This window comes from Candidatus Izemoplasma sp. (assembly GCA_036172455.1).
Lineage (GTDB): Bacteria > Bacillota_I > Bacilli_A > Izemoplasmatales > Izemoplasmataceae > JAIPGF01.
The window spans coordinates 1-20,854 of sequence record JAXKVY010000003.1 but is presented as its reverse complement, the minus strand read 5'-3'; the positions used below and the strand labels follow the sequence as shown (position 1 = coordinate 20,854).

The window sequence follows — 20,854 nt, the reverse complement described above, 5'->3', positions numbered from 1 at the left end:
ATTTTTCTATACGTTTAACCTATTCACTATATAATATTTTTCAATTGGTGTTTAAACTTCAGTGTGACAAACAGTGCAAGGGTTGATAAAATTAGGAACAACATAAATGTTGATTGATACTGTCCATAGTAATCGATTAAGTTTCCCGTAATGTAGACTCCTGCTAAGGCACTAAGACCGTAGGCACTAAATAAAAATCCATAATTTCTAGGATATGCGATATTTCCAAACAATTGAGATGTTGCGGCCGGTGCTATTGCTAACCAACCACCCAAGTTCATCCAAAGGATTGAAAAAGCAAGAATGAAAAACATCACACTTTCTACAAAGAGCACGATACACAACGTGCTTATCATAATTGATACAAATGATAAAAGCATTACATTCCCTAAATGATATCGGTCAGTTAAAAAACCAAATATAACACGGCCCACACCATTAAAAATAGCAAACAATGATACAAATACAGCAGCTTCTTTCAATGAATAATGTAAAACATTCACGGCATATGTAGAACTAAATCCTATAACACTTAGTCCAATGAAGGTTGCGATAAAAAATAGTAGATATAAAAACAGGTAGTTGCTTTGTTTTAAAGTCTCTTTAAATGGTTTTAAGGTAAGATGCTGAGAAGTATTCGAGTATCCTTTATAAAAGAACGCTAAAACAGTCAATATAACCAATGTTAATACACTCATCACGAGAAAGGTTGAATGAAGTCCCACGTTTTCTACAAGTGATTGTAAAAATGGAGCAGTTACGAATGGACTTAATCCAAACCCAAGCAGTACAAGTCCTAGGTATAGACCTTTTTTATGGGGGAATTGTTGCGTTATTACCATTAAAGGAATCCCATAAATTAACCCAATTCCAGTTCCAATAAATAAACCATATCCGATTGATAACAATATAAAAAGGGAGCTGAAATACGCAATCAACCAGCCAATTGATATACAAAACACCCCAATTAACATCACATAAAATAAATGTATACGTTCTAAAATTTTACCACTAATCCCCATGAAAACAGCATAGAAAAACAAACTGAGCATGTAAGGTGTGCCACTTTGACTCGTTGATACATCATAATAGGATTCAATCGGTAAACGAAAAACTGAGTAACTATAAACACTTCCCATAACAAGCATCATAAGTATCCCTGGAATTACTACTCTCCCATCTGTTTTTAGCCATGACATAAAATCACCTTTTCTTTGAAGTTCAAATTACATTTAAGAATAACAACATCCCACAAAATAGTCAAGTGATTATAGCAAATTAAAACCACCTGTTAATGAAGGTTAATCATAATAGAATTTATTTTTTTATAAATTTTTTACATATATAAATTTATATCAACTTGTTAGAAACATTTAATCTCTTCTTCTTTAGTTCTTAAGATGCAAGGCCTCAAAACCTATATTTTTAAAAAGTCTTAGTCAATCATCAATATATGACAATTTTACCTTAATCTACTATGTATTAAGTATCGAATTCCATGTGTTAAGATACTTACGCAATAACTTTGAGGTTTCTTTTAAATCGTATATAATAAGAATAAGGAGGTTATTATGAAGTATAGAAAATTAGGGAAAACAGATGTATCCGTTAGTGAAATATCACTTGGTTGTTGGCAATTAGGTGGTAAATGGGGCGATCCTTATGATGATGAGTTAGCATTTAAGACGCTCAAAACGGCAACGGAATTAGATATTACTTGTTTTGATACAGCGGATGTTTATCAAGGTGGCATGAGTGAAAATGCCATCGGGAGATATATTAAAACACTTAAAGAAAAACCATTTGTTATTACAAAAGCCGGAAGAAAATCAAATCCGCATATTGCAGAAGCCTATAATGAAGAAACCTTACGTAAGTATGTAGATGACTCAAGAGAAAACATGGATGTTGATGCATTAGACATGGTGTTATTACATTGTCCACCAACAGATGTCTACTACATGCCTGAGGTCTTTAAGTTAATGGACACACTTAAAGAAGAAGGTAAGATTAAGCACTATGGTGTGAGCGTTGAACGTGTAGAAGAAGGCTTAAAAGCAATGGAATATGAGGGTGTAGAAGCCATTGAAATTATTTTCAATATGTTCCGATTACGTCCAGCTGAGTTATTCTTTGAACAAGCTAAATTGCACAATGTTGGCGTTATTGTCCGTGTCCCATTAGCGAGTGGATTATTATCAGGTAAATTCTCGAAAGATACGACATTTAAAAAGGATGATCACCGTAACTTTAATCGTAATGGTGAAGCATTTGATAAAGGTGAAACTTTTAGTGGCGTAGATTTTGAAACAGGATTAAAGGCTGTTGATGAGTTAAAATCTTTATTTCCAGATAAATCATTACCTCAACTTGCCTTACGTTACATATTAATGTTTGATGCCGTATCGACTGTTATTCCAGGTGCTAGTAAAACAGAACATGTCAAAAGCAATGTTCAAGCTGTTGATTTAGACCCATTAACCGATGAAGAAATGGCTAAAATAAAATCTGTGTATAATAAGTACATCAAAGAACCCGTCCATTATATGTGGTAAAGAAAACAATAAAATAAATACGCCAATACATCTGTATTGGCGTGTTTTTTTATGAATAGTTATGATCTGTCAAACGATAATAATTTTGCATTAATCGCTACAACTACGGTACTTAATGACATGACAACAGCACCTACACTCGGTGGGATAAGGATACCTTGATTGTAAAGCACACCGGCTGCTAATGGAATAGCAATAACATTATAGGCAGTTGCCCATATTAAGTTTTGAATCATTTTTTGATAAGTTTTCGTTCCAAAATACTGTAGGTCTACGATATCTTTAGGATCACTATTAGCTAAGATTATATCAGCGGTTTCTACTGCGACATCTGTTCCTGATCCAACGGCAATACCAATGTCTGCTTGTGCTAAAGCAGGCGCGTCATTGACACCATCACCAGTCATTGCGACGATATAATCATCATCTTGTAATGATTTAATCTTATCTTGCTTTTGATCTGGTAACACTTCAGCAAAATATCCATCTAAATCAAGTTCTTCTGCGACTTCTTTCGCAACTGCTTCATTATCTCCTGTAAGCATCCAACATTCAATACCACGGTCTTTAAGAGTTTGAATTGACTCTTTAGATGACTCTCTTAACTGATCTTTGAGGACAAAATATCCTAACACTGAATCTTCAGTGACTAAAAAAGATTGTGTACCCGTAGATTCAATGGATACATCTTCGGGTAATGTTAAATCGAGTTCCTGAAGATAGTTCTTACTAACAACATAGTATAGTGTTCCATCAATTTTACCTTTGACCCCTTTTCCTTGAATGATTTCAAAATCTTTTACATCACGTTGATCAAGGTCAGCGTCATCAATTGCTTTCATAAATGCTTGGGCAATTGAATGTTCAGAAGCATGCTCTAAACTGCCTGCAATGATCAAAATATCTTCTTTTGATTGTTTATCATTTAATGTATTATATTCACTAATAGCAAATTCGCCTTCGGTCAATGTTCCTGTTTTATCAAAGACCATCGCAGTAATATTTCGTGAGTTTTCAAATGCAGTGCGATTTCTAATAATCAGACCATTCTTAGCTGCTAAGGTTGTTGAGTTTGCAACCACAAGGGGAATGGCTAATCCTAAAGCATGCGGACAGGTAATAATCATAACAGTAGCCATGCGTGTGATTGAAAAGGCTAAGTCTCCTGTAATAATAAACCATGTTATTAATGTTCCAATCCCGACAGAGATAGCCACAACTGTTAAGTAAAACGCTGCTTTATCAGTAAAATTTTGTGTCTTTGATTTTGATGATTGGGCCTCTTCTACAATCTTAATAACATTCGAGACATAAGAGTCACCAGATTTATGTGTGATTTTGACTTTAATCGCTTTATTACCGTTTATCGCCCCAGCAATAACTTCATCACCCACATCTTTGTGAACAGGTTGAGATTCACCTGTAAGCACAGATTCATCGATATGACTGTTGCCTTCTACGATAACACCATCCAATGGTATGCGTTCACTTGGCTTGACTAAAACAATGTCATCTTCTTCAATCTCACTGGTTAAGACATCTTCCGTTCTATCATCAGTTACTCTATGGGTATCATCAGGAATCAGTTTAGCTAGTTCATCCAGTGCACTCGATGCACTGACAACCGACTTCATTTCTATCCAATGCCCAAGCAACATAATGAGAATCAAAGTAACTAGTTCCCAAAAGAAATCTTTACCCTCTAACCCAAGTATTGTCGCACTACTGTAAACATAAGCAACTGTGAGTGCTAATGCAATAAGGGTCATCATACCAATGGTTTCTTTAAAGATCTCTTTATAACTACCTTTCAGAAATGGCCAGCCCCCATAGAAAAATGCAATGGTCGATAAGCCCATCAATAGATAAGCATCTCCTGGAAAACTAAAGGTTAAAGAAATCCAGTCTTGTACAGTAGGGGATAATATCAAAATAGGAATCGTCAATACTAATACAATATAAAACCGTTTTTTAAAATCATCAATCATCATTTTATGATGATCTTTGTGATTGTGATTTCCGTGATTATCAGAATGATTATGTTCTTTATCCATAAAATACCTCCTACGTGTATTATAACGCTATTAGAAATTTCTGACAATCAATACAAACAAATTAAATAGTCGTCTTAGTTGCATTTATATGATTATTTTCTATACTAAAAGTAGATGCACCAGCTTAAGATAAAGCGTGAAACAAAGAGGAGAGATAATAATGAAAAAAGTCGCCATTTTAGTAGCAAACTTATTTGAGGATAATGAATTATTCTATCCTTATTACAGACTACAAGAAGCTGGCTATATTGTTGAACTTATTGGTCACAAAGCAAAACAAGCTTATACGAGCAAGCATGACCAAAGCACAACAAGTCACAAAGCAGTAAAAGATATTAAAGCAGCGGACTATGATGCGGTTGTGATTCCCGGTGGATACTCACCAGATTATATGCGCCGTTCACCTGATATGATTGACTTTGTCAAAGAGATGAACACTCTCAAAAAACCTATTGCTGCAATCTGTCATGGTCCATGGATGATGATTTCTAGCTGTGACTTGACTGACAAAACCTTAACCGGATTTTATTCTATTCAAGATGATATTAAACACGCTGGTGCAACATATGTTGATCGTGAAGTTGTGGTTGATGATAACTTAATCACATCACGGACACCAAACGATTTGCCTGTCTTTGTGAAGACGTTAATTGAACAGATGGCTTAAATTTAAAACCGCTTAGAGTCTAATCACTCTAAGCGGTTTTGTTATTTATATCTTATTTATATCTGTAGATAGCTGCGATTCCAGTATCAGTTGGCATCTCATCTTCTTTTAATACATAGACTTTTCCACCTTGTTGAGTAATGTGTTCAGCTAAATCATCTAATACATCATCGTATCGTGGATTATCTAATTTTCCTTCTAAAATTGTTCCATCTACTTCGTTTAACTTACCTGGAATAGACCTTTCTGCGGTGATTATAGCCGCTTCAACATTTCCTTGAATCGTTTTTTTACCAATGTCTTGAATATTGTCAGATCCTAATCCTTTTGATCGAGCATGTTGATACCGATTTTGCAATTCTTCAATCTCTTTGTGATAAACCGGCTTAACAACTTCCCATGCTTCTTCTTGGATTTTGTCAGTAGTTAACTCTTTATCTGAGTGGTTTACTCCTTCATCAATTAAGTGCTTATTTTTAGATATCTTACGGAATACACCTTGATGTTCAGGTAGCGCCCATAACACAAGTGGTCGATTTGTTGGTTTTGAGTATGTGTCGTTAATAAAGTGATCAACATATCTGAAATAGCGCTCAGTATCTTTTTCAATAATATCTTTATTGTCTTCGTGTCCATGATACATCGCTTGATTCCCAGCGCCATTATATGACGCATGTGATAAGTATTCATCTTTATCTAATGTGCCAAGCACCTCTTCTTTGGTCACAGGAATTCCTTCCTCAAATACCACTTTATGACAAACATCTTGATTACAGAAATACAAAGCAAATTTCTCACGGTCTAATGTGAGCACATCAAAAGTTCCACGTGTTTGAAAATGTCTAATTAATGGTTTCGTATGGAAAGTATCTGCGACAATTGCCTTTTCTTTCACTTCTTTATTTAAGCGAAAGACAACAAAATCATTTTGAGTTGCTAGTAGGGCAAACGCACTGGTATTTGTATTCCAAAATGAATTAACTTCTTTCAACTCTCTTAATGGTGTCAAAACAGCTTCAGCCACATCACCATCATAATTTTCATGTAGCGATTTTTCAACTTTCTTGAGTAAATTTTTAAATGTTAATAGATCTTGTTGCACGTCATTCGGTATTTTGTGTGTGTTCTGATAGATAGATACAAATGGTCCATCTTTCTCCTCGAAAATTTCATGATTAAAATCTTGAATAATTTCGTACAAAATTACAACCTCCTATTGTTGTGCAAATAAATATTTTTACTTTCTTAATTATATTATATCATTCTTGACAAAATAGATTAAGTAACATACTAATATAGTCTTTTTTTCTATAACAGAAAGACATGTACAATTGAAATATTCAAGCTCGGTATATAATCAAAGATTAAGCCGAGCCAAACGGACTAACCTTCCATAATAGATATATTTACGCCTGACTCTACACGAGTGGTAAAGTATAGCAGTTCGTTTCCTTGAAAAAGCCAACAAATCTGACATGATTTGTCGGCTTCTTTTTTACTATTTACGAACTGATTCATACTGTAAGATGAATTCTTTTGGCGTAATTTTTGCGACAAGTTCACCTATTAGTTCATATGGAATATCATCTAGATGTTTAAAGCGAATACAACTTTTACCCATATCTAACCTGTGATTTACTGTTTCTTGATATCGTTGTTTAAACCACCTCATTAGATTAGGGGACATATATAGTGCCATATGGTATATGGCAATATGATGTTTTTGAGCTTCCAAACTTAGTAAAGGTAACGGTGTATCTTTCTTATTTAGATAGCCTTTAGGATATAGTGATAACGGAACTACATAACTAATCATATGATACTGACAAGTTTCTTCAAAACCTTTTGGTAGATTAGCTTGAATAGTCTTTCGTAACCGATTGATGACGTGTTTCTTCTCTTGAGATAAAGCATTAATGTAGTCTTTTACCGTACTTACATCTTCTTTCATCAGATTCTCCTTTAAACCCTTAATAGTTTTTATTATACCTGATATATATTAAGATGAATTGGATATACTATACGCATTCAATATCATAAAGATAACTTTGGATGATGATGACAGAGAATACAAAAAGCCACTCCGTTAGAATACCTGTCTGGAGTGGCTTTATTAAATCTTTATGAAATGATAATCAGAACTTATAACATTTCGCTAATTGATTTGGCTTGCATATGTAATGTTAGATACTCAGGCCCACCTGCTTTAGAGTCAGTCCCACTCATGTTAAAGCCACCAAATGGTTGATAGCCAACAATGGCACCGGTACATTTACGATTAAAGTATAGATTACCAACATGAAAATCTTCACGCGCTTTTTCTAAATGCATACGATTATTAGAAATGACAGCGCCCGTTAATCCATACTCAGTATTATTAGCAACCTCAATTGCTTCATCAAAATCGTTTACTTTACACACACTTAGAACTGGCCCAAAAATCTCTTCTTTCATAATGCGAGCATCTTTGTCACAATCAATAAAGACTGTCGGATCAACAAAATATCCTTTTTCATCATTAGAAGTACCACCAACTAATAGTTTTGCTTCTTTTTTACCTATATCAATATAATTAGTGACCTTATCAAAGGCTTTTTGATCTGTCAATGGTCCCATGAAATTATCAAAGTTTTGAACATCACCAATTGTTAGATCTTCTGTAAGTGATTTGACTTTTTCAACAACCTCATCATACACATCTTTTACGATTATCGCGCGTGAACATGCGCTACATTTTTGTCCACTGAAGCCAAACGCACTTTTTACAATAGAATGTGCAGCTAGGTCTAAGTCCGCATCGCTGTCTACAACAATGGCATCTTTACCACCCATTTCAGTTATGACACGTTTCAACCATTTTTGTCCTTCTTGAACCTTTGCGGCATTCTCATAAATCGTTTGCCCAACTTTTTTACTTCCTGTAAAGGAAACGAATCGTGTCTTTGGATGTTTTACCATAAACTCGCCAATCTCAGGACCGTTACCAGGAATAAAATTAACAACACCTTTTGGTAGTCCTGCTTCTTCTAAGACTTCCATAAAATGGTATGCGATCACTTGAGTTGTAATAGCTGGTTTTAGTAAGACAGTATTGCCACTAACAACTGCGGCACTTGTCATTCCTGTAAGAATTGCCAGTGGGAAGTTCCAAGGGGTAATGACAGCGGCGACACCAAGCGGAATAAAACGATATTCATTGCGTTCAATATGTCTTCTACTTTGAACTTTTTTATCGGCTTCACTCAGTTCAAGCATTTGTCGTCCATAATACTCTAAAAAGTCAATTGCTTCTGCTGTATCGGCATCTGCCTCAGGCCAAGGTTTTCCCGCTTCTAGTGTCATAAGTGCACTAAACTCAAATTTACGTTTACGTAAAATGGCAGCCGCTTTAAATAATACATCAGCGCGTACTTTAGCGGGTACTTTCTTCCATGATTCAAAGGCTTCTAATGCTGATTCCATGGCCTTTTCAGCATGTTTTATTGTTGCCTGATGAACATGTCCAATAACCTCATCTTTTTTAGATGGATTCACTGATTTGTACAGCTTACCTGATTCAACTTTCTCTCCATTAATTAGTAACGGATAGGTCTCTCCTAATCGCAAGCGTACACCTTTAATTGCTTCTTCGTATTTCGTTTTGTTTTCTTTAATTGAAAAATCTGTCAATGGTTCTGTTTTGTATGGATACATAGCCATAGTTATTCTCTCCTTTCAATCTTTAGACGACAGAGGTTTCATACTCTGTTTTTTCCATATTTTCAAATCGATTCACATGTAAGTCTTTTATGTCAATCGTTGTTGGTTTGTTAAGAATTATTTCACTTAATAATAATCCTGTCATCGGTGCGAACATAAACCCATGTCCACTGAAACCACAAGCAAGGTAAAATCCTGGTAAGTTAGACTCGCTTATAATAGGTTGGCGATCGGGACTACAATTATACGACCCTCCCCATTGTCTTATCACTCTTAAATCAGCAAGTGCTGGTAATAATGTTGTGGCCGTTTTTGCCATCTCTTCTAAGAACTGCCAACTACTTGACATATCATGATTGTGCTGAGGATTGTTTGGACTTCTTCCCATGATAAATGCCCCGTGTGGTACTTGTTGGCAATAGATATTATGGGCAAAAGAAATAACCATTGGATCTTGCATAGGTTCGATTGGTTCAGTGACCAAGATTTGATGATTTTCGCTATAGACAGGAATGTCCACACCAGCCAGTTCGCCTACTTCTTTGGCATAGCCACCAGCCGCATTGACCACTTTATGTGTTTTAACCCGTCTTTTATCTGTAATAACTTCTTTTATCTGTTGATTTTCAACTACGATGTCAATGACTTTTTCATAGTAGTGAAACGTGACACCTAATTTCTTTGCGGCATGATAATAGGCATCAGTCATTAAAAACGGATTCAGATGGCCATCTGTAGGACAGTACGTTGCGCTTAAAAAAGCATCTTTATTAAGGTGGGGGACAATATCTAATGCCTCATCTTGTGTGAGAAATCGTGAAGGAATACCTAAGGCATTTTGTAAGGTAATATTTTCTTTAAACTTTTGTTCTTCTTCTTGAGTAACAGCGACAATGAGATAGCCTTTTTGTTTAAATTCAATATCACGATGATAATTAAGTTCTTCTTGTGCTTGTTCGAAAAATTCAATACTTTTTTTCGCCATCAAACAATTCATTTTTGTTCCCCATTGTTGGCGGACACCAGCTCCGCAACGACCCGTCGCACCACCTGTCATATAATTATCATCAAAAACAACAATATTTTTCATTCCTTGTTTAGCTAAATTATAGGCAATAGAGACACCACTAATTCCTCCACCAATTATTACAATATCAGCTTTCATCTTTAGCCTCCTTCGCGAGAGAACCTAAAGGAACGCCGGTAATAAGTGGGCGTATAACATGTGTATCAACTTTATTTAATGGCTGCTTGGTAAATTGCGCAATCTCTTTTTGCACGAGTAAACTACATGTGTTAGCTTGACAAGGTCCCATACCAATACGCAATATACGTTTAACTTCTTCAAATGTTGTGTACCCCTCTTCAAAACAGTCATGAAGTTGTTTGAGCGTGACATCTTCACAGCGACATATAATAACATCTTCTTTGTTCATGACATCCTCCTTATCGTGACAAACTCATGCAAGAAGTCTTTTGATGTAGAAACATCAATTAATGCTGTTTTATCTTGCTTTTTCCGTAATGTCACTTTCTCAATCCTTGCAGTACCCAGTATATTACCTTCTCTGTTTATTGCGTGAACGGTTTCACCAACTTCAGGTAATGGGCTAAACTCATAAGCTATTTTAAAGAACGCTTGATCTTCTTTAATCTGCGCAACAATAATTGCCAGACCAGGACAACTATACACACATATACCGCATCCGGTACATTGATCAAAGTCGACTTTAGGTGGTGTGTTAATGTCCTTCCCAACAGTGATTGCATCAAAAGGACAACTCGTCTCACATGGGTTACATGGTATTGGTTCATAACACTCAGTGATTGCTTTTGGTTTCCCGAGGTTGACATTATCTGGAAAACGACTTAAGATAAGAGATTTTTCGGGTACGCCGGTTTTGTTAAGCATGTTGATCACCTCTTAGTTCTTTTAGACCCGTACGTGTTTTTTCACCAAATGGTCCACTTCGTAAGTTATCTAACTGTTGTGAAAAATCTTGAATAAGATGTTCATAATGCGGATGTGGTTTACCAAGTTTGTTCCCAATAATGAGACCAACATAATAGCCTTCTACAATGGCACTACTAGCTTCTTCAACACCACATACATCACCAGCAACAAATATATTGTCTACGGAAGTTTCATGACTCTGATCAATTACTGGTACATGTCCACCTAAGGCTGAAACATATTTCATTTCACACCCCATCATACTCAATAGATTACTTAAGGGAGATAGTCCAACACTAACACAAACAGCATCAACTGAAATCTCCTCTTCTGTGCCTGGTACAAATGTCCAGTCATCATCCAATCTTTGAACAATAATAGATGATACCGCCTCTTTTCCATTTGCACGCTTAATCGTTGTTTGTGTTTGAATATCTACACCGAGACGTTTTAATTTCGACGCATGAACTTTATACCCGCCGATTACTGAAGACGCTTCAATAACGCGTTTTACATTGACACCTGCTTGCATTAATTGATAACTGACAATGAGGCCAATATTGCCACTGCCAACCATCACAACATCTTGGCCAGGTAAGACACCGTGAACATTCATTAACGTTTGAACGGCTCCTGCCCCGTAGATGCCTGGTAAATCATTATTCTCAAATGCTAGAACCTTCTCACTTGCCCCTGTGGCTATAAGAATGGTTTTGGCTTTAATCTTGCTATATTGATGATTACGATCCATGACAGTAACAACATAATCAGGATATAATCCCACAACTGTTGTTTCTGTCATAAAAGAAATCATGTCTTTATGTTCCATACAATCTTGAATTAAAATCTCAGCGATATTAATTCCTCTTGTTTTAGCATATTGTTTCTCACTACCAAAAAACATATGGGTTTGCTTAACCAGTTGACCACCGATCTTAGAATTCCGTTCAATCACTAATGATTTAACACCTGATTCGGCTGCCATTTTAGCCGCGGAAAGGCCTGACGGTCCCCCACCGATAATTAATAGATCAACGTGTTGCATAGTAAACACCCTTATCTGTTTGAGTCTCAACTTGCATGCCTTCTTTTAAAGGGGTAATGCATGTTCTAACATTCGGTGTCCCATCAACAACCATATTGCAAGATGCACAATTTCCAATGGCACAATAAAAGCCTCGGGGTCTTTTCAATTCGATACTGTGCCGTAATGTCTTGATTCCGAGCGCATGTAACGCACTTGCTATTGTATCGCCTTCAAACCCATAGACTTTTTTTCCGTTGTACATAAAATGAAGCTTTTTCGTTTCTTTAAAGTCCAATATTGGATGTTCTTTGATTCGCATCGACTTCACCTCTTTAAATCATTATATCATAAGCGCTTTCATTCTCATAGTGTACATTTATGATGAAAATATTTTCACGCAAAAAAACGATACCACATATGGTACCGTCCTAAATCGCTTGAATAAACTGATTTGCATAAGATAGTAATGTATCTAATTGCTCTTTAGACAATTTTTTATAATTCATATACATAAACTTCATTCTCGGATTATCTTCTAAAGATAATTTGTGACGATCTAAGAACGCATAGTAAAGTGCATTAACAGGACATGCTTGTTCACCATATTTATCATTTGGATTAAATTGGCACTTTTTACAATAATCACTCATTTTATGAATATAATTGGCACTTGAAATATAGGGTTTTGTACTCATCAAGCCTCCATCTGCATACATTGCCATTCCAATCACATTAGGGGTTACAACCCAATCAAATGAATCAATGTACATCTCATTGAACCATTCTCTAACATCTTGTGGACATACCCCCAAAAGATTTAGAATGTTGCCAATAATCATCAAACGCTCTATATGATGATTATAGCCATAATTTATCGTTTCAGTAATGACAGTTGCTATACAGTTTAACGACCATTTACCATTATATAAAAAACGTGGTTTATGTTTTTGATGATGTAGTACGTTTAAATCACCATATCCATTAGGCATTTCTTTTAAATAGATGCCTCTAATATATTCTCTCCACCCTAAAATTTGTCTAATAAATCCTTCAACGGCTTCAATAGGAGCGTTACCATCATGATATGCTTTCTCTACTTCTCTTACCACATCTTCTGCGAAAAGCAAGCCAAGATTGATTGAGGCACTCAGTAATGAGTGAACCATAAATGGTTCATCAGTCATCATCGCATCTTGATATTTTCCATAATATGGTAACCGTTTTTCAATAAAATGGTTAAGAAGTTCCTTCGCATCAGCTTGGGTTACGGGATAGTTAAAGGATTTGTTAGAACCAGGATGGTCATTGTAATCAATCTTAATCGATTCATATAGCGAAGACGTTAAATCATCCATATCAAACGTCAAAGGCTTCGGTATATCAAGTGTTAGTGGTGGTCTATTTCGATTATCTTGATCATATGAGAATTTCCCACCTATTGGCTTATCACCGTCCATTAGAATATCCAATTGTTTTCGCCATTTTCGATATATAGGATCTAATTTATAAGGTGCCTCTTTAATTTCTTTTGTGATGTTTGGAAAGAAATAATTAATGTCAAGATAAAAAGTTGTGTGGAGGTGAGATGTTTTTTCTATTAAACAGTCTTTCATCCACACATCATTTGGCGTAAAAAAGTGATAATTATCCTCTTTAGGACACGATGCAAAAAACTGATCAAAGTTTTTTGATTCAATATAATCAATCTCTTTTTCATTCGCAAAGTGTTTGGCTGCTGACATATGATATACAATTCGAAACTGATGATATTTAAACCTATTGAATTGTTCTTTTGTCACTAACACAGTGGTTTTATCAGGTTTGACCCTATCTATATACCGTTTATTCAATTGATGACTGAATAAAATTAAATGCTCCATAAAAGCCTCCTTTATGATTCATTGTGATAAAGTATCGCTATGATTATTATACCATTTTTATTACTTGACTGAAATACTCCTTATTAAGAAGAGTTTGCATAGTGTGATAAAAATCACATACAAAGCTTCTTTCATAAGGTAATATAATCTTGGTTAATTAATGACAAGGAGTGAAGATATGAAAACTGTAGAACAAAGAATCGAAGAAGTATTAGATAAAACACGCTTTATCTTACAACAAGATGGTGGCGATATCGAATTTATAGAATTTAAAGAAGGTATCGTGTATGTTAAAATGCATGGTGCTTGTAGTGGATGTAGTGCGATTAATATGACCTTATATGACGGTATCGAAAGTTTATTACTCGCAGAAGTTCCTGAAGTAGTTGGGGTTGAAGAAATACAATGATAACACCAAAAACAACCTTAAAAGAATTGATAGATAGCTACCCAGAGTTACAACCAACATTAGAGGTCCATGGTATCAAAGGAACAGATAATCCCCATATTTTAAAACAAATTGGTGATAAAACATTAGAAGAACTCATGACACTCAAGAATAAAAATGTGAGTGTCTTTATTGAGTTATTAGAAGAGCAAATAAAAGATGAATCGATAGATGTCACTTTACAAGAAGGTTCTACTAACGGAACGATTGATCTATTAGGTCTCCTTCCTTGCCCTGTAAGGGTGCCATTGCTTGAAGGATTAAATAATCTACCGCATTTTGAACAAGTTAATCATGAGTTAAAAGCTGCGGCAGAAGGATTAGATTGGTTAAAAGACTCCGTTAAAAATGCAACAGATGAACATGATTTAGCTGATATCTACATTAGTGCTGGATTTGATCTCTTCTTTGAAGAAGATTTGATGAAGCAATATAAAAATAAAAACGTCTTTAAAGATTACTATCACGATGTTCCCTTCAACAAAGATTTTCATAATGATGCAATCTCATTAAAAGATCCTCAAGGAGATTATTCAATGATAGGCGTTGTTCCTGCGGTCTTTTTAGTCAACACCAAAGAACTCGGTGATAGACCAATGCCAAAGACATGGCAAGATATATTAGATCCTATTTTCAAAGGAAGTATTAGTTTACCTGTCAGTGATTTTGATTTGTTCAATGCCATTATGATCCATCTTTATAAAGAATTTGGTGAAGGTGCCATCGAGACATTAGGTGAACAACTTGTTGAAAGTATGCATCCTTCTCAAATGGTTAAAAGCGCTAGTCGATCACGTGTTAAACCTGCGATTAGTATTATGCCCTATTTCTTTACAAAGATGGCATTACCAGGGAGTGTGATGCAAGCGGTATGGCCAGAAGACGGGGCCATTATATCGCCAATCTTTATGTTAACAAAAACAGAAAAAGAAGAGACGTTAAAACCTTATACAGATTACTTCCAAAGTCAAGAAGTTGGAGAGATTTTAGCACACAAGGGACTGTTCCCTTCAACTCATAAAGACGTTGATAACAAGTTAGATAACCCAACCTTTAAGTGGATTGGTTGGGACTACATTAACAACAACGATATTGGTGCGACATTAAATCATTGCACTAAGTTATTTGAGAGAGGGATGGCAAAAAATGGATCTCATCACAGTTAGCGGACCACCCTCATCTGGAAAAACATCAATTCTACTGAGAACAATTGAGCATTTTAAACAACGTGGCCTTCATGTCGGTGTGGTTAAGTTTGATTGTCTATTCACAGATGATGATGTCTACTTTGCCAAGCTAGATATTCCGGTTAAAAAAGGATTATCGGGTTCATTATGTCCAGATCATTACTTTGTTTCAAACATTGAAGAAGTTGTTGAGTGGGGAAATAATCAAAACTTAGATATTTTAATTACAGAATCTGCGGGTTTGTGTAATCGATGTAGTCCATACATTAAAGATATTAAAGCAGTTTGTGTCATTGACAACTTAAGTGGTATTAACACGCCTAAAAAAATAGGCCCTATGTTAAAAAGTGCAGATATTGTTGTGATCACAAAAGGAGATATCGTCTCACAAGCAGAGCGTGAAGTATTTACAATGAAAGTTCAAAGTGTTAATCCAAAAGCTATTATTATGCACGTAAATGGCTTAAGTGGACAAGGTGCATATGAGTTAAGTACATTAATCTATGATAAAGATAAACATGTCGCAACCCTAGAAGGTGAGCAATTACGTTATCCAATGCCATCAGCATTGTGTAGTTACTGTTTAGGAGAAACACGTATTGGTAAAAAGCATCAAGTTGGTAATGTACGTAAAATCAAATTAGGTGATTCATAATGGATAAATACACACAAGAATATACAATTAGTCAACTATTAACTGAGTATCCCTTTGTCAAGGACTTTTTAGAAGACCATTTAATCCCTTATCGTGGGAAGGAACATTTAACATTAGATGCATTCTTTAAATATCTCGATCCGAACATAATTGAAGAAAATGCCATCAATCCTGATCTATTTACAAAAAGTTTAGTTGAATATATTGATTTAATGAAACAATATTTTGTTTCTAATAAGCCAAAACAAACATCAATAACAATTTACCCCGGAACCCACAAAGATGGACGTAAAGAATCGTTTGATTCTATCCATATTAAAAGTGGTGAGATCATTGCTATTGTGGGGCCAACAGGTAGTGGCAAATCACGGTTACTTGCTGACATAGAATGGGCCGCGAATGACGATACCCCAACAGGACGAACAGTTCATATAAATGGACGAGCTCTAGAGCCTCATGAACGCTTCTCATCATCGAATAAACTAGTCGCTCAATTATCACAAAATATGAACTTTGTCATGGATATGACTGTTGAAGAGTTCCTTGACTTACATGCAACAAGTAGATTGGTTAAAGACAAAGAAACTATAATTCAAACCATCTTTAATAAGGCCAATACATTAGCCGGTGAAGCATTCACAAAAGACACACCAATTACAGAACTGTCTGGTGGCCAATCAAGGGCCTTAATGATTGCGGATACAGCGATTTTGAGTACGTCTCCTATAATCTTGATCGATGAAATAGAAAATGCTGGTATTGATCGGAAACTAGCACTTGATTTACTTGTTAGTGAAGATAAAATTGTATTAATGTCAACACATGACCCCATCTTAGCACTTATGGGAGACAAACGTATTGTTATTAACAATGGTGGTATTGATTCGATTATCAATTCAAGTGAGGAAGAGCGTAATATACTAGGCAAACTAGAAGCACTAGACAAAACGTTAATGACTCTGCGTCAACAGTTACGATATGGTAAAACAATTGAACTTAAGGAGGAATACTAATGCATGATAACTGTAGTGGAAGTTTTGAAAATGGACAACAAGTCGTAGATAAAGTTAGAATGATGGGCTTTAGTGAAGGTATGTTGCCAATGGCCTTGCCGATCACATGTGATTGCGGCTATCATTTTGAAATGATGTATTTTGAAGATAAATGTCCAGAATGCAGTATGGTTTATGGCGTTACACCATGTAGCGCTCATAATCCTAACAAAGTCCAAAAAGCTGGCATCAACTATTAAAAAAGCACACACAAAAATTAATTTGTGTGTGCTTTTATAAAGAATCCTCTTATTTTGTTATTACTATATTATCATAATCACTTAGCGTTGACAATAGTCATAAATATTATACCTTTGTTTTAATAACTTAATTTATGATATAATAAGGGTAATAAGGATTTTATGTGTTGAAAGTTATGTTAATAATTTATGTTGTTATTAGCATACTAATTCAAATTACTCTTGATGAATGGACAGGGCAAGGTTAACGCCATATTGGTGTGATTATCTTAATTGTATTGGTTGCGAATCAACGATTTAAGTTGCCTTATCTCCTTCCAAACTTAAAGACAAAACTATCTCAAGAAGGCGAGGTTTAAGTGTGAAGAAATTTAAAATTTTAATGTATTTAATTATTGCAATTGCCTTACAAGTATTACTTGGCTATGTGACTGGCAAAGGTCAGGGTGGTATCGGTATGTTAATCTTTATTGTATTAATTGAACTTGATCCAAGCTATAGTTTTACTTATTTATTACAAAATAATGATGATGAAAAAACCTAGATAACAACTATGATATGTTATCTAGGTTTTTTTATTCTATTATCTCTTGGTATACATCTACAACTTTATCTGGCATATAGGATAAATAGGTATTTATATCGTCATTAATGAGGTATTCTTCACCATTAATATAAATTGCTGACTCACCTATATAACTATTATCAAGTGCACTTATTGCATCAGATTCTAACGTACTAAGCTCTTGTAAGGTATATGTATTATACTCTAATACATTATCAATTGTTTGAAACTCAGAGTTTGTTAAATCTTTGGCATTTTCCATTATATATTTGTAATAATTATATGATTTTAGTTGATAGTATCCCTGAAGTTCAGTGATTGCCTCGTCATCACTATTGAAAAGTTCCATCTTATTTGCTGTATACTGTGCATAACTGAATCCTTCTAGATCCTTTGCTGCATATATTAGAAGATATTGTTTTGGTCCATAGCCCCTATCCTGCAAGTTTGCATGTTGACCAACTCTTTGAACAATGCTTGTGGCATTATCTGATAGCTTACCATACTCATATTCTTTATAAAGTGAGCCACGTCGAGATACTGTGAATAAATTATTGTTCTTGAAATCATATTCTCTATACTCAAGTCTATCTAAAATATAATCGCCTACTACATCTTCTTCAATTGCAAATAATTCTTGATGATACTTATCAGTTGATTTATTGTAGACCTGATAATTAAAGTTTGTTTGGCTAGGAAATGATTCGGAATCTATTGTTCTTTCATCACGATGATGCGAACTTATCCGTTCATATTGTGTCCCATTATAACCATAAAAGTATATCATATATCCATCTTCATTTAGATTAATAACGGTATAATCTAATACAACTCCATCTTCTTTATCTAGCGCTCTAAGTACTTGAATTGTTGTCATGTTTTCGCTCTCATATTCGTTTACTTCTTGGTAATAAATATAATTATCATTTGTGTAAACCGTATATTTGTTATTACCATCTTTATAAATAGTATTCTCTTCTATGTCATTTTCAAATACATCAGTTGCTCTATCAACTGATCTATACAGTGCATATTTTACACTGAAAAGAAAATTATTTTTAAGATTAAGTTGTTTAACGTCTTCTGGTTTGGCTCTATCATTAGTTAAATTTTCATAATGTGATTCCAACACCCTATAATAGTTCATGACTTCTTTAGCATCTTCAGAAAAGCCTTGTGATAGCATTTTACTCAATAAGTTATCAAATACTTCAAGCATCTCAGTTTTTGTATTAACCTCATTATTATCTTGGTCTAATGATTGTTTACATCATTTGAACATGACGATAAAGTAGCAATAATTAACAATAAAAAACACATAACTAATTTTTTCATTATTGTATTCCCTTCCTTTTAGTTTTCTTCTATAACGATATTATATATAATATAAAATAATATACAAACCATTTTATATGATTATTGTAATTTTATATAATTTTTAATAATGAAGTGATATGTGAAAAGTAAAAAGATTTCAAAATAGAGTTTTTCTGTTTTACCATACATTAATTCGTTCTTAATGGGATACGAATATGTAATAGCACATTTCTATACAACTATGTTTGAATGTATTAACAAACAAGGTATCTTTTTTATTTCAGGATTTTTGAAAACAAGATATTATTTTCTTTAGCATTCGCTTGTTTTGTTGATAACAAGAAGAGGGTAGAACAAAATACCTTCCAGAAATCGTGTGAATGATTCTTAACTTTGATAGAACTGTCCATTTATAAGAAACACGATGAGTTTACTTTTAAAACTCATCGTGTTTCTAATGATTTTTTAATGATCTCTTTCACGCGTTCAGATAGTTCCTGTGACTTAAGATTCTTATACGTATTATACTGAAGGGGTGGGTGTATAATCAATTTGATTGGCTTTTTTAAAGGCCATATAATTTTTTTATACCGCTTCGGCTTTACAATTGTTATCGGGACTAATGGCGCCTTACTTTTGAGCGCTACTTTAAAAGCACCGTCTTTAAAGGGTAATAATTCTCCTATTTCAGATCCTCTTGTTCCTTCTGGAAAAATGACCATTGTACTCCCTTGTTTTACATGTTTTATGGTTTGAATAATCGCCTCTGCGCCTTTTCTTGGATTTGTCCGATCGATGTTTACACAGCCAAGTTCAGGTGTCCATTTACCCACACTAAATAAATTAGCGACAACTTTTTTTTGTAAAAAAGCAACTGGGTACTCATATAATTTATACATTAAAACGGGAATATCCATTAATGATGTGTGATTAGAAAATATTGTAAACCCTGGATCTTTTGGTAGATGTTCCATGCCTTCTACTGTGATTTTAACGTGTGTTAAATGAAGGGGAATACTTACCATCTGTTTCGCTATTTTGTGTTTCAACATGCTTGTCTTAGGATTCCTTTTGGCAATCAGTATATAAAACACTTCAATATACATAAGTAGTGCAATGACCATACCGATTGTTCCAAGTACAAGTGATGAGATTATGATCAATGGATGGTTAATCATTTGATCAGGTAGATAGTCAAACCAATAGATTCCAAAGCCGGCAATAATGAAATTTATTATAAGTAGTGCAATTGTAAGCATACATATCATCCTTTTTTAAAAGCTAAACTGATTATAACATGATAATCCAGATTAATGATATCACAGATAAGGGATTGTGGAAAGATAGAAAAAAGAGAATCTCATAAAGAGATTCTCTCAGACTGTTGACAAACACCACATTAATAAAAGAAAATCGATTATGATTATCAAATCATAGTCGATTTTTTGTATTTTTAGACTACATTGCGAAAAGCAAAGCTTTTCTAGTCCATATTTGATAATCTTTCGAGATATCTTGCTGCTTTTTTAAGATTCATACATCCTAAAGTGAGTAAGATATGATTTCTTACTCTATTTCTACCCCTTAGATTGGT

At 34.5% G+C, this 20,854-nt stretch carries 21 protein-coding genes; 8 read left to right on the top strand and 13 right to left on the bottom strand.

The window, feature by feature from the left end:
• Nucleotides 1–26: 26 nt before the first annotated feature.
• Entirely contained in the window at nt 27–1,199 is a 1,173-nt protein-coding gene (locus UMR38_05375) for an MFS transporter (GenBank protein MEC9485287.1), read from the bottom strand.
• Nucleotides 1,200–1,571: 372 nt separating this feature from the next.
• Here UMR38_05375 and UMR38_05370 point away from each other — a divergent pair, with 372 nt between their 5' ends.
• Complete coding sequence (locus UMR38_05370; GenBank protein ID MEC9485286.1) at nt 1,572–2,555, top strand: aldo/keto reductase; 984 nt, start codon at nt 1,572–1,574, stop codon at nt 2,553–2,555.
• Nucleotides 2,556–2,614: 59 nt separating this feature from the next.
• On the opposite strand, the gene UMR38_05365 is transcribed toward UMR38_05370, so the two are convergent.
• A complete protein-coding gene (locus UMR38_05365; protein ID MEC9485285.1) occupies nt 2,615–4,609 on the bottom strand; it encodes a copper-translocating P-type ATPase in 1,995 nt (664 codons plus the stop codon).
• A gap of 160 nt (nt 4,610–4,769) precedes the next feature.
• Between UMR38_05365 and UMR38_05360 the strand changes: the two genes are divergently transcribed.
• Nucleotides 4,770–5,276 carry a type 1 glutamine amidotransferase domain-containing protein gene (locus tag UMR38_05360; GenBank protein ID MEC9485284.1) on the top strand — a complete coding sequence of 169 codons (507 nt, stop codon included), beginning with the start codon at nt 4,770–4,772 and terminating at the stop codon, nt 5,274–5,276.
• A 52-nt stretch (nt 5,277–5,328) separates the two neighbouring features.
• Here UMR38_05360 and UMR38_05355 read toward each other — a convergent pair whose 3' ends face one another.
• The 9 genes from UMR38_05355 to UMR38_05315 all read right to left on the bottom strand — a co-directional run bounded on the left by UMR38_05355 (nt 5,329) and on the right by UMR38_05315 (nt 13,836).
• On the bottom strand, nt 5,329–6,477 hold the full coding sequence (locus UMR38_05355; protein ID MEC9485283.1) for a hypothetical protein: 1,149 nt from the start codon (nt 6,475–6,477) through the stop codon (nt 5,329–5,331).
• Between the two features lie 297 nt (nt 6,478–6,774).
• Complete coding sequence (locus UMR38_05350) at nt 6,775–7,227, bottom strand: DUF1801 domain-containing protein (GenBank protein MEC9485282.1); 453 nt, start codon at nt 7,225–7,227, stop codon at nt 6,775–6,777.
• A gap of 191 nt (nt 7,228–7,418) precedes the next feature.
• Nucleotides 7,419–8,975, bottom strand: coding sequence for an L-glutamate gamma-semialdehyde dehydrogenase (pruA, locus tag UMR38_05345; GenBank protein ID MEC9485281.1), 1,557 nt, complete (start codon nt 8,973–8,975; stop codon nt 7,419–7,421).
• A 22-nt stretch (nt 8,976–8,997) separates the two neighbouring features.
• Nucleotides 8,998–10,140, bottom strand: a complete 1,143-nt coding sequence (locus UMR38_05340) for an FAD-binding oxidoreductase (GenBank protein ID MEC9485280.1) — start codon at nt 10,138–10,140, stop codon at nt 8,998–9,000.
• Nucleotides 10,130–10,411, bottom strand: coding sequence for a (2Fe-2S)-binding protein (locus UMR38_05335; protein ID MEC9485279.1), 282 nt, complete (start codon nt 10,409–10,411; stop codon nt 10,130–10,132). The genes UMR38_05340 and UMR38_05335 overlap by 11 nt, the downstream gene beginning before the upstream one ends.
• Nucleotides 10,408–10,887 carry a 4Fe-4S binding protein gene (locus UMR38_05330; GenBank protein MEC9485278.1) on the bottom strand — a complete coding sequence of 160 codons (480 nt, stop codon included), beginning with the start codon at nt 10,885–10,887 and terminating at the stop codon, nt 10,408–10,410. Before UMR38_05330 ends, UMR38_05335 begins: the two co-directional genes overlap by 4 nt.
• A complete protein-coding gene (locus UMR38_05325) occupies nt 10,880–11,974 on the bottom strand; it encodes an NAD(P)/FAD-dependent oxidoreductase (GenBank protein MEC9485277.1) in 1,095 nt (364 codons plus the stop codon). Before UMR38_05325 ends, UMR38_05330 begins: the two co-directional genes overlap by 8 nt.
• Complete coding sequence (locus UMR38_05320; protein ID MEC9485276.1) at nt 11,961–12,275, bottom strand: (2Fe-2S)-binding protein; 315 nt, start codon at nt 12,273–12,275, stop codon at nt 11,961–11,963. Before UMR38_05320 ends, UMR38_05325 begins: the two co-directional genes overlap by 14 nt.
• A 109-nt stretch (nt 12,276–12,384) precedes the next feature.
• Nucleotides 12,385–13,836: a cryptochrome/photolyase family protein gene (locus UMR38_05315; GenBank protein ID MEC9485275.1), complete on the bottom strand. Its 1,452-nt coding sequence runs from the start codon at nt 13,834–13,836 to the stop codon at nt 12,385–12,387.
• A gap of 178 nt (nt 13,837–14,014) precedes the next feature.
• On the opposite strand from UMR38_05315, the gene UMR38_05310 reads away from it, so the two are divergent.
• The 6 genes from UMR38_05310 to UMR38_05285 all read left to right on the top strand — a co-directional run bounded on the left by UMR38_05310 (nt 14,015) and on the right by UMR38_05285 (nt 17,922).
• A complete protein-coding gene (locus UMR38_05310; GenBank protein MEC9485274.1) occupies nt 14,015–14,245 on the top strand; it encodes a NifU family protein in 231 nt (76 codons plus the stop codon).
• Nucleotides 14,242–15,450: an ABC transporter substrate-binding protein gene (locus UMR38_05305; protein ID MEC9485273.1), complete on the top strand. Its 1,209-nt coding sequence runs from the start codon at nt 14,242–14,244 to the stop codon at nt 15,448–15,450. Before UMR38_05310 ends, UMR38_05305 begins: the two co-directional genes overlap by 4 nt.
• Nucleotides 15,431–16,126 carry a GTP-binding protein gene (locus UMR38_05300; protein MEC9485272.1) on the top strand — a complete coding sequence of 232 codons (696 nt, stop codon included), beginning with the start codon at nt 15,431–15,433 and terminating at the stop codon, nt 16,124–16,126. Before UMR38_05305 ends, UMR38_05300 begins: the two co-directional genes overlap by 20 nt.
• The gene (locus tag UMR38_05295; protein ID MEC9485271.1) at nt 16,126–17,139 is read left to right on the top strand and encodes an ATP-binding cassette domain-containing protein; all 1,014 of its coding nucleotides are present in this window, start codon (nt 16,126–16,128) and stop codon (nt 17,137–17,139) included. The genes UMR38_05300 and UMR38_05295 overlap by 1 nt, the downstream gene beginning before the upstream one ends.
• A complete protein-coding gene (locus UMR38_05290) occupies nt 17,139–17,378 on the top strand; it encodes a hypothetical protein (protein ID MEC9485270.1) in 240 nt (79 codons plus the stop codon). Before UMR38_05295 ends, UMR38_05290 begins: the two co-directional genes overlap by 1 nt.
• 361 nt (nt 17,379–17,739) lie before the next feature.
• Nucleotides 17,740–17,922, top strand: coding sequence for a hypothetical protein (locus UMR38_05285; protein MEC9485269.1), 183 nt, complete (start codon nt 17,740–17,742; stop codon nt 17,920–17,922).
• A 31-nt stretch (nt 17,923–17,953) separates the two neighbouring features.
• On the opposite strand, the gene UMR38_05280 is transcribed toward UMR38_05285, so the two are convergent.
• Nucleotides 17,954–19,162, bottom strand: coding sequence for a hypothetical protein (locus UMR38_05280; GenBank protein MEC9485268.1), 1,209 nt, complete (start codon nt 19,160–19,162; stop codon nt 17,954–17,956).
• Between the two features lie 541 nt (nt 19,163–19,703).
• The gene (locus tag UMR38_05275; protein ID MEC9485267.1) at nt 19,704–20,519 is read right to left on the bottom strand and encodes a lysophospholipid acyltransferase family protein; all 816 of its coding nucleotides are present in this window, start codon (nt 20,517–20,519) and stop codon (nt 19,704–19,706) included.
• Between the last annotated feature and the right edge of the window lie 335 nt (nt 20,520–20,854).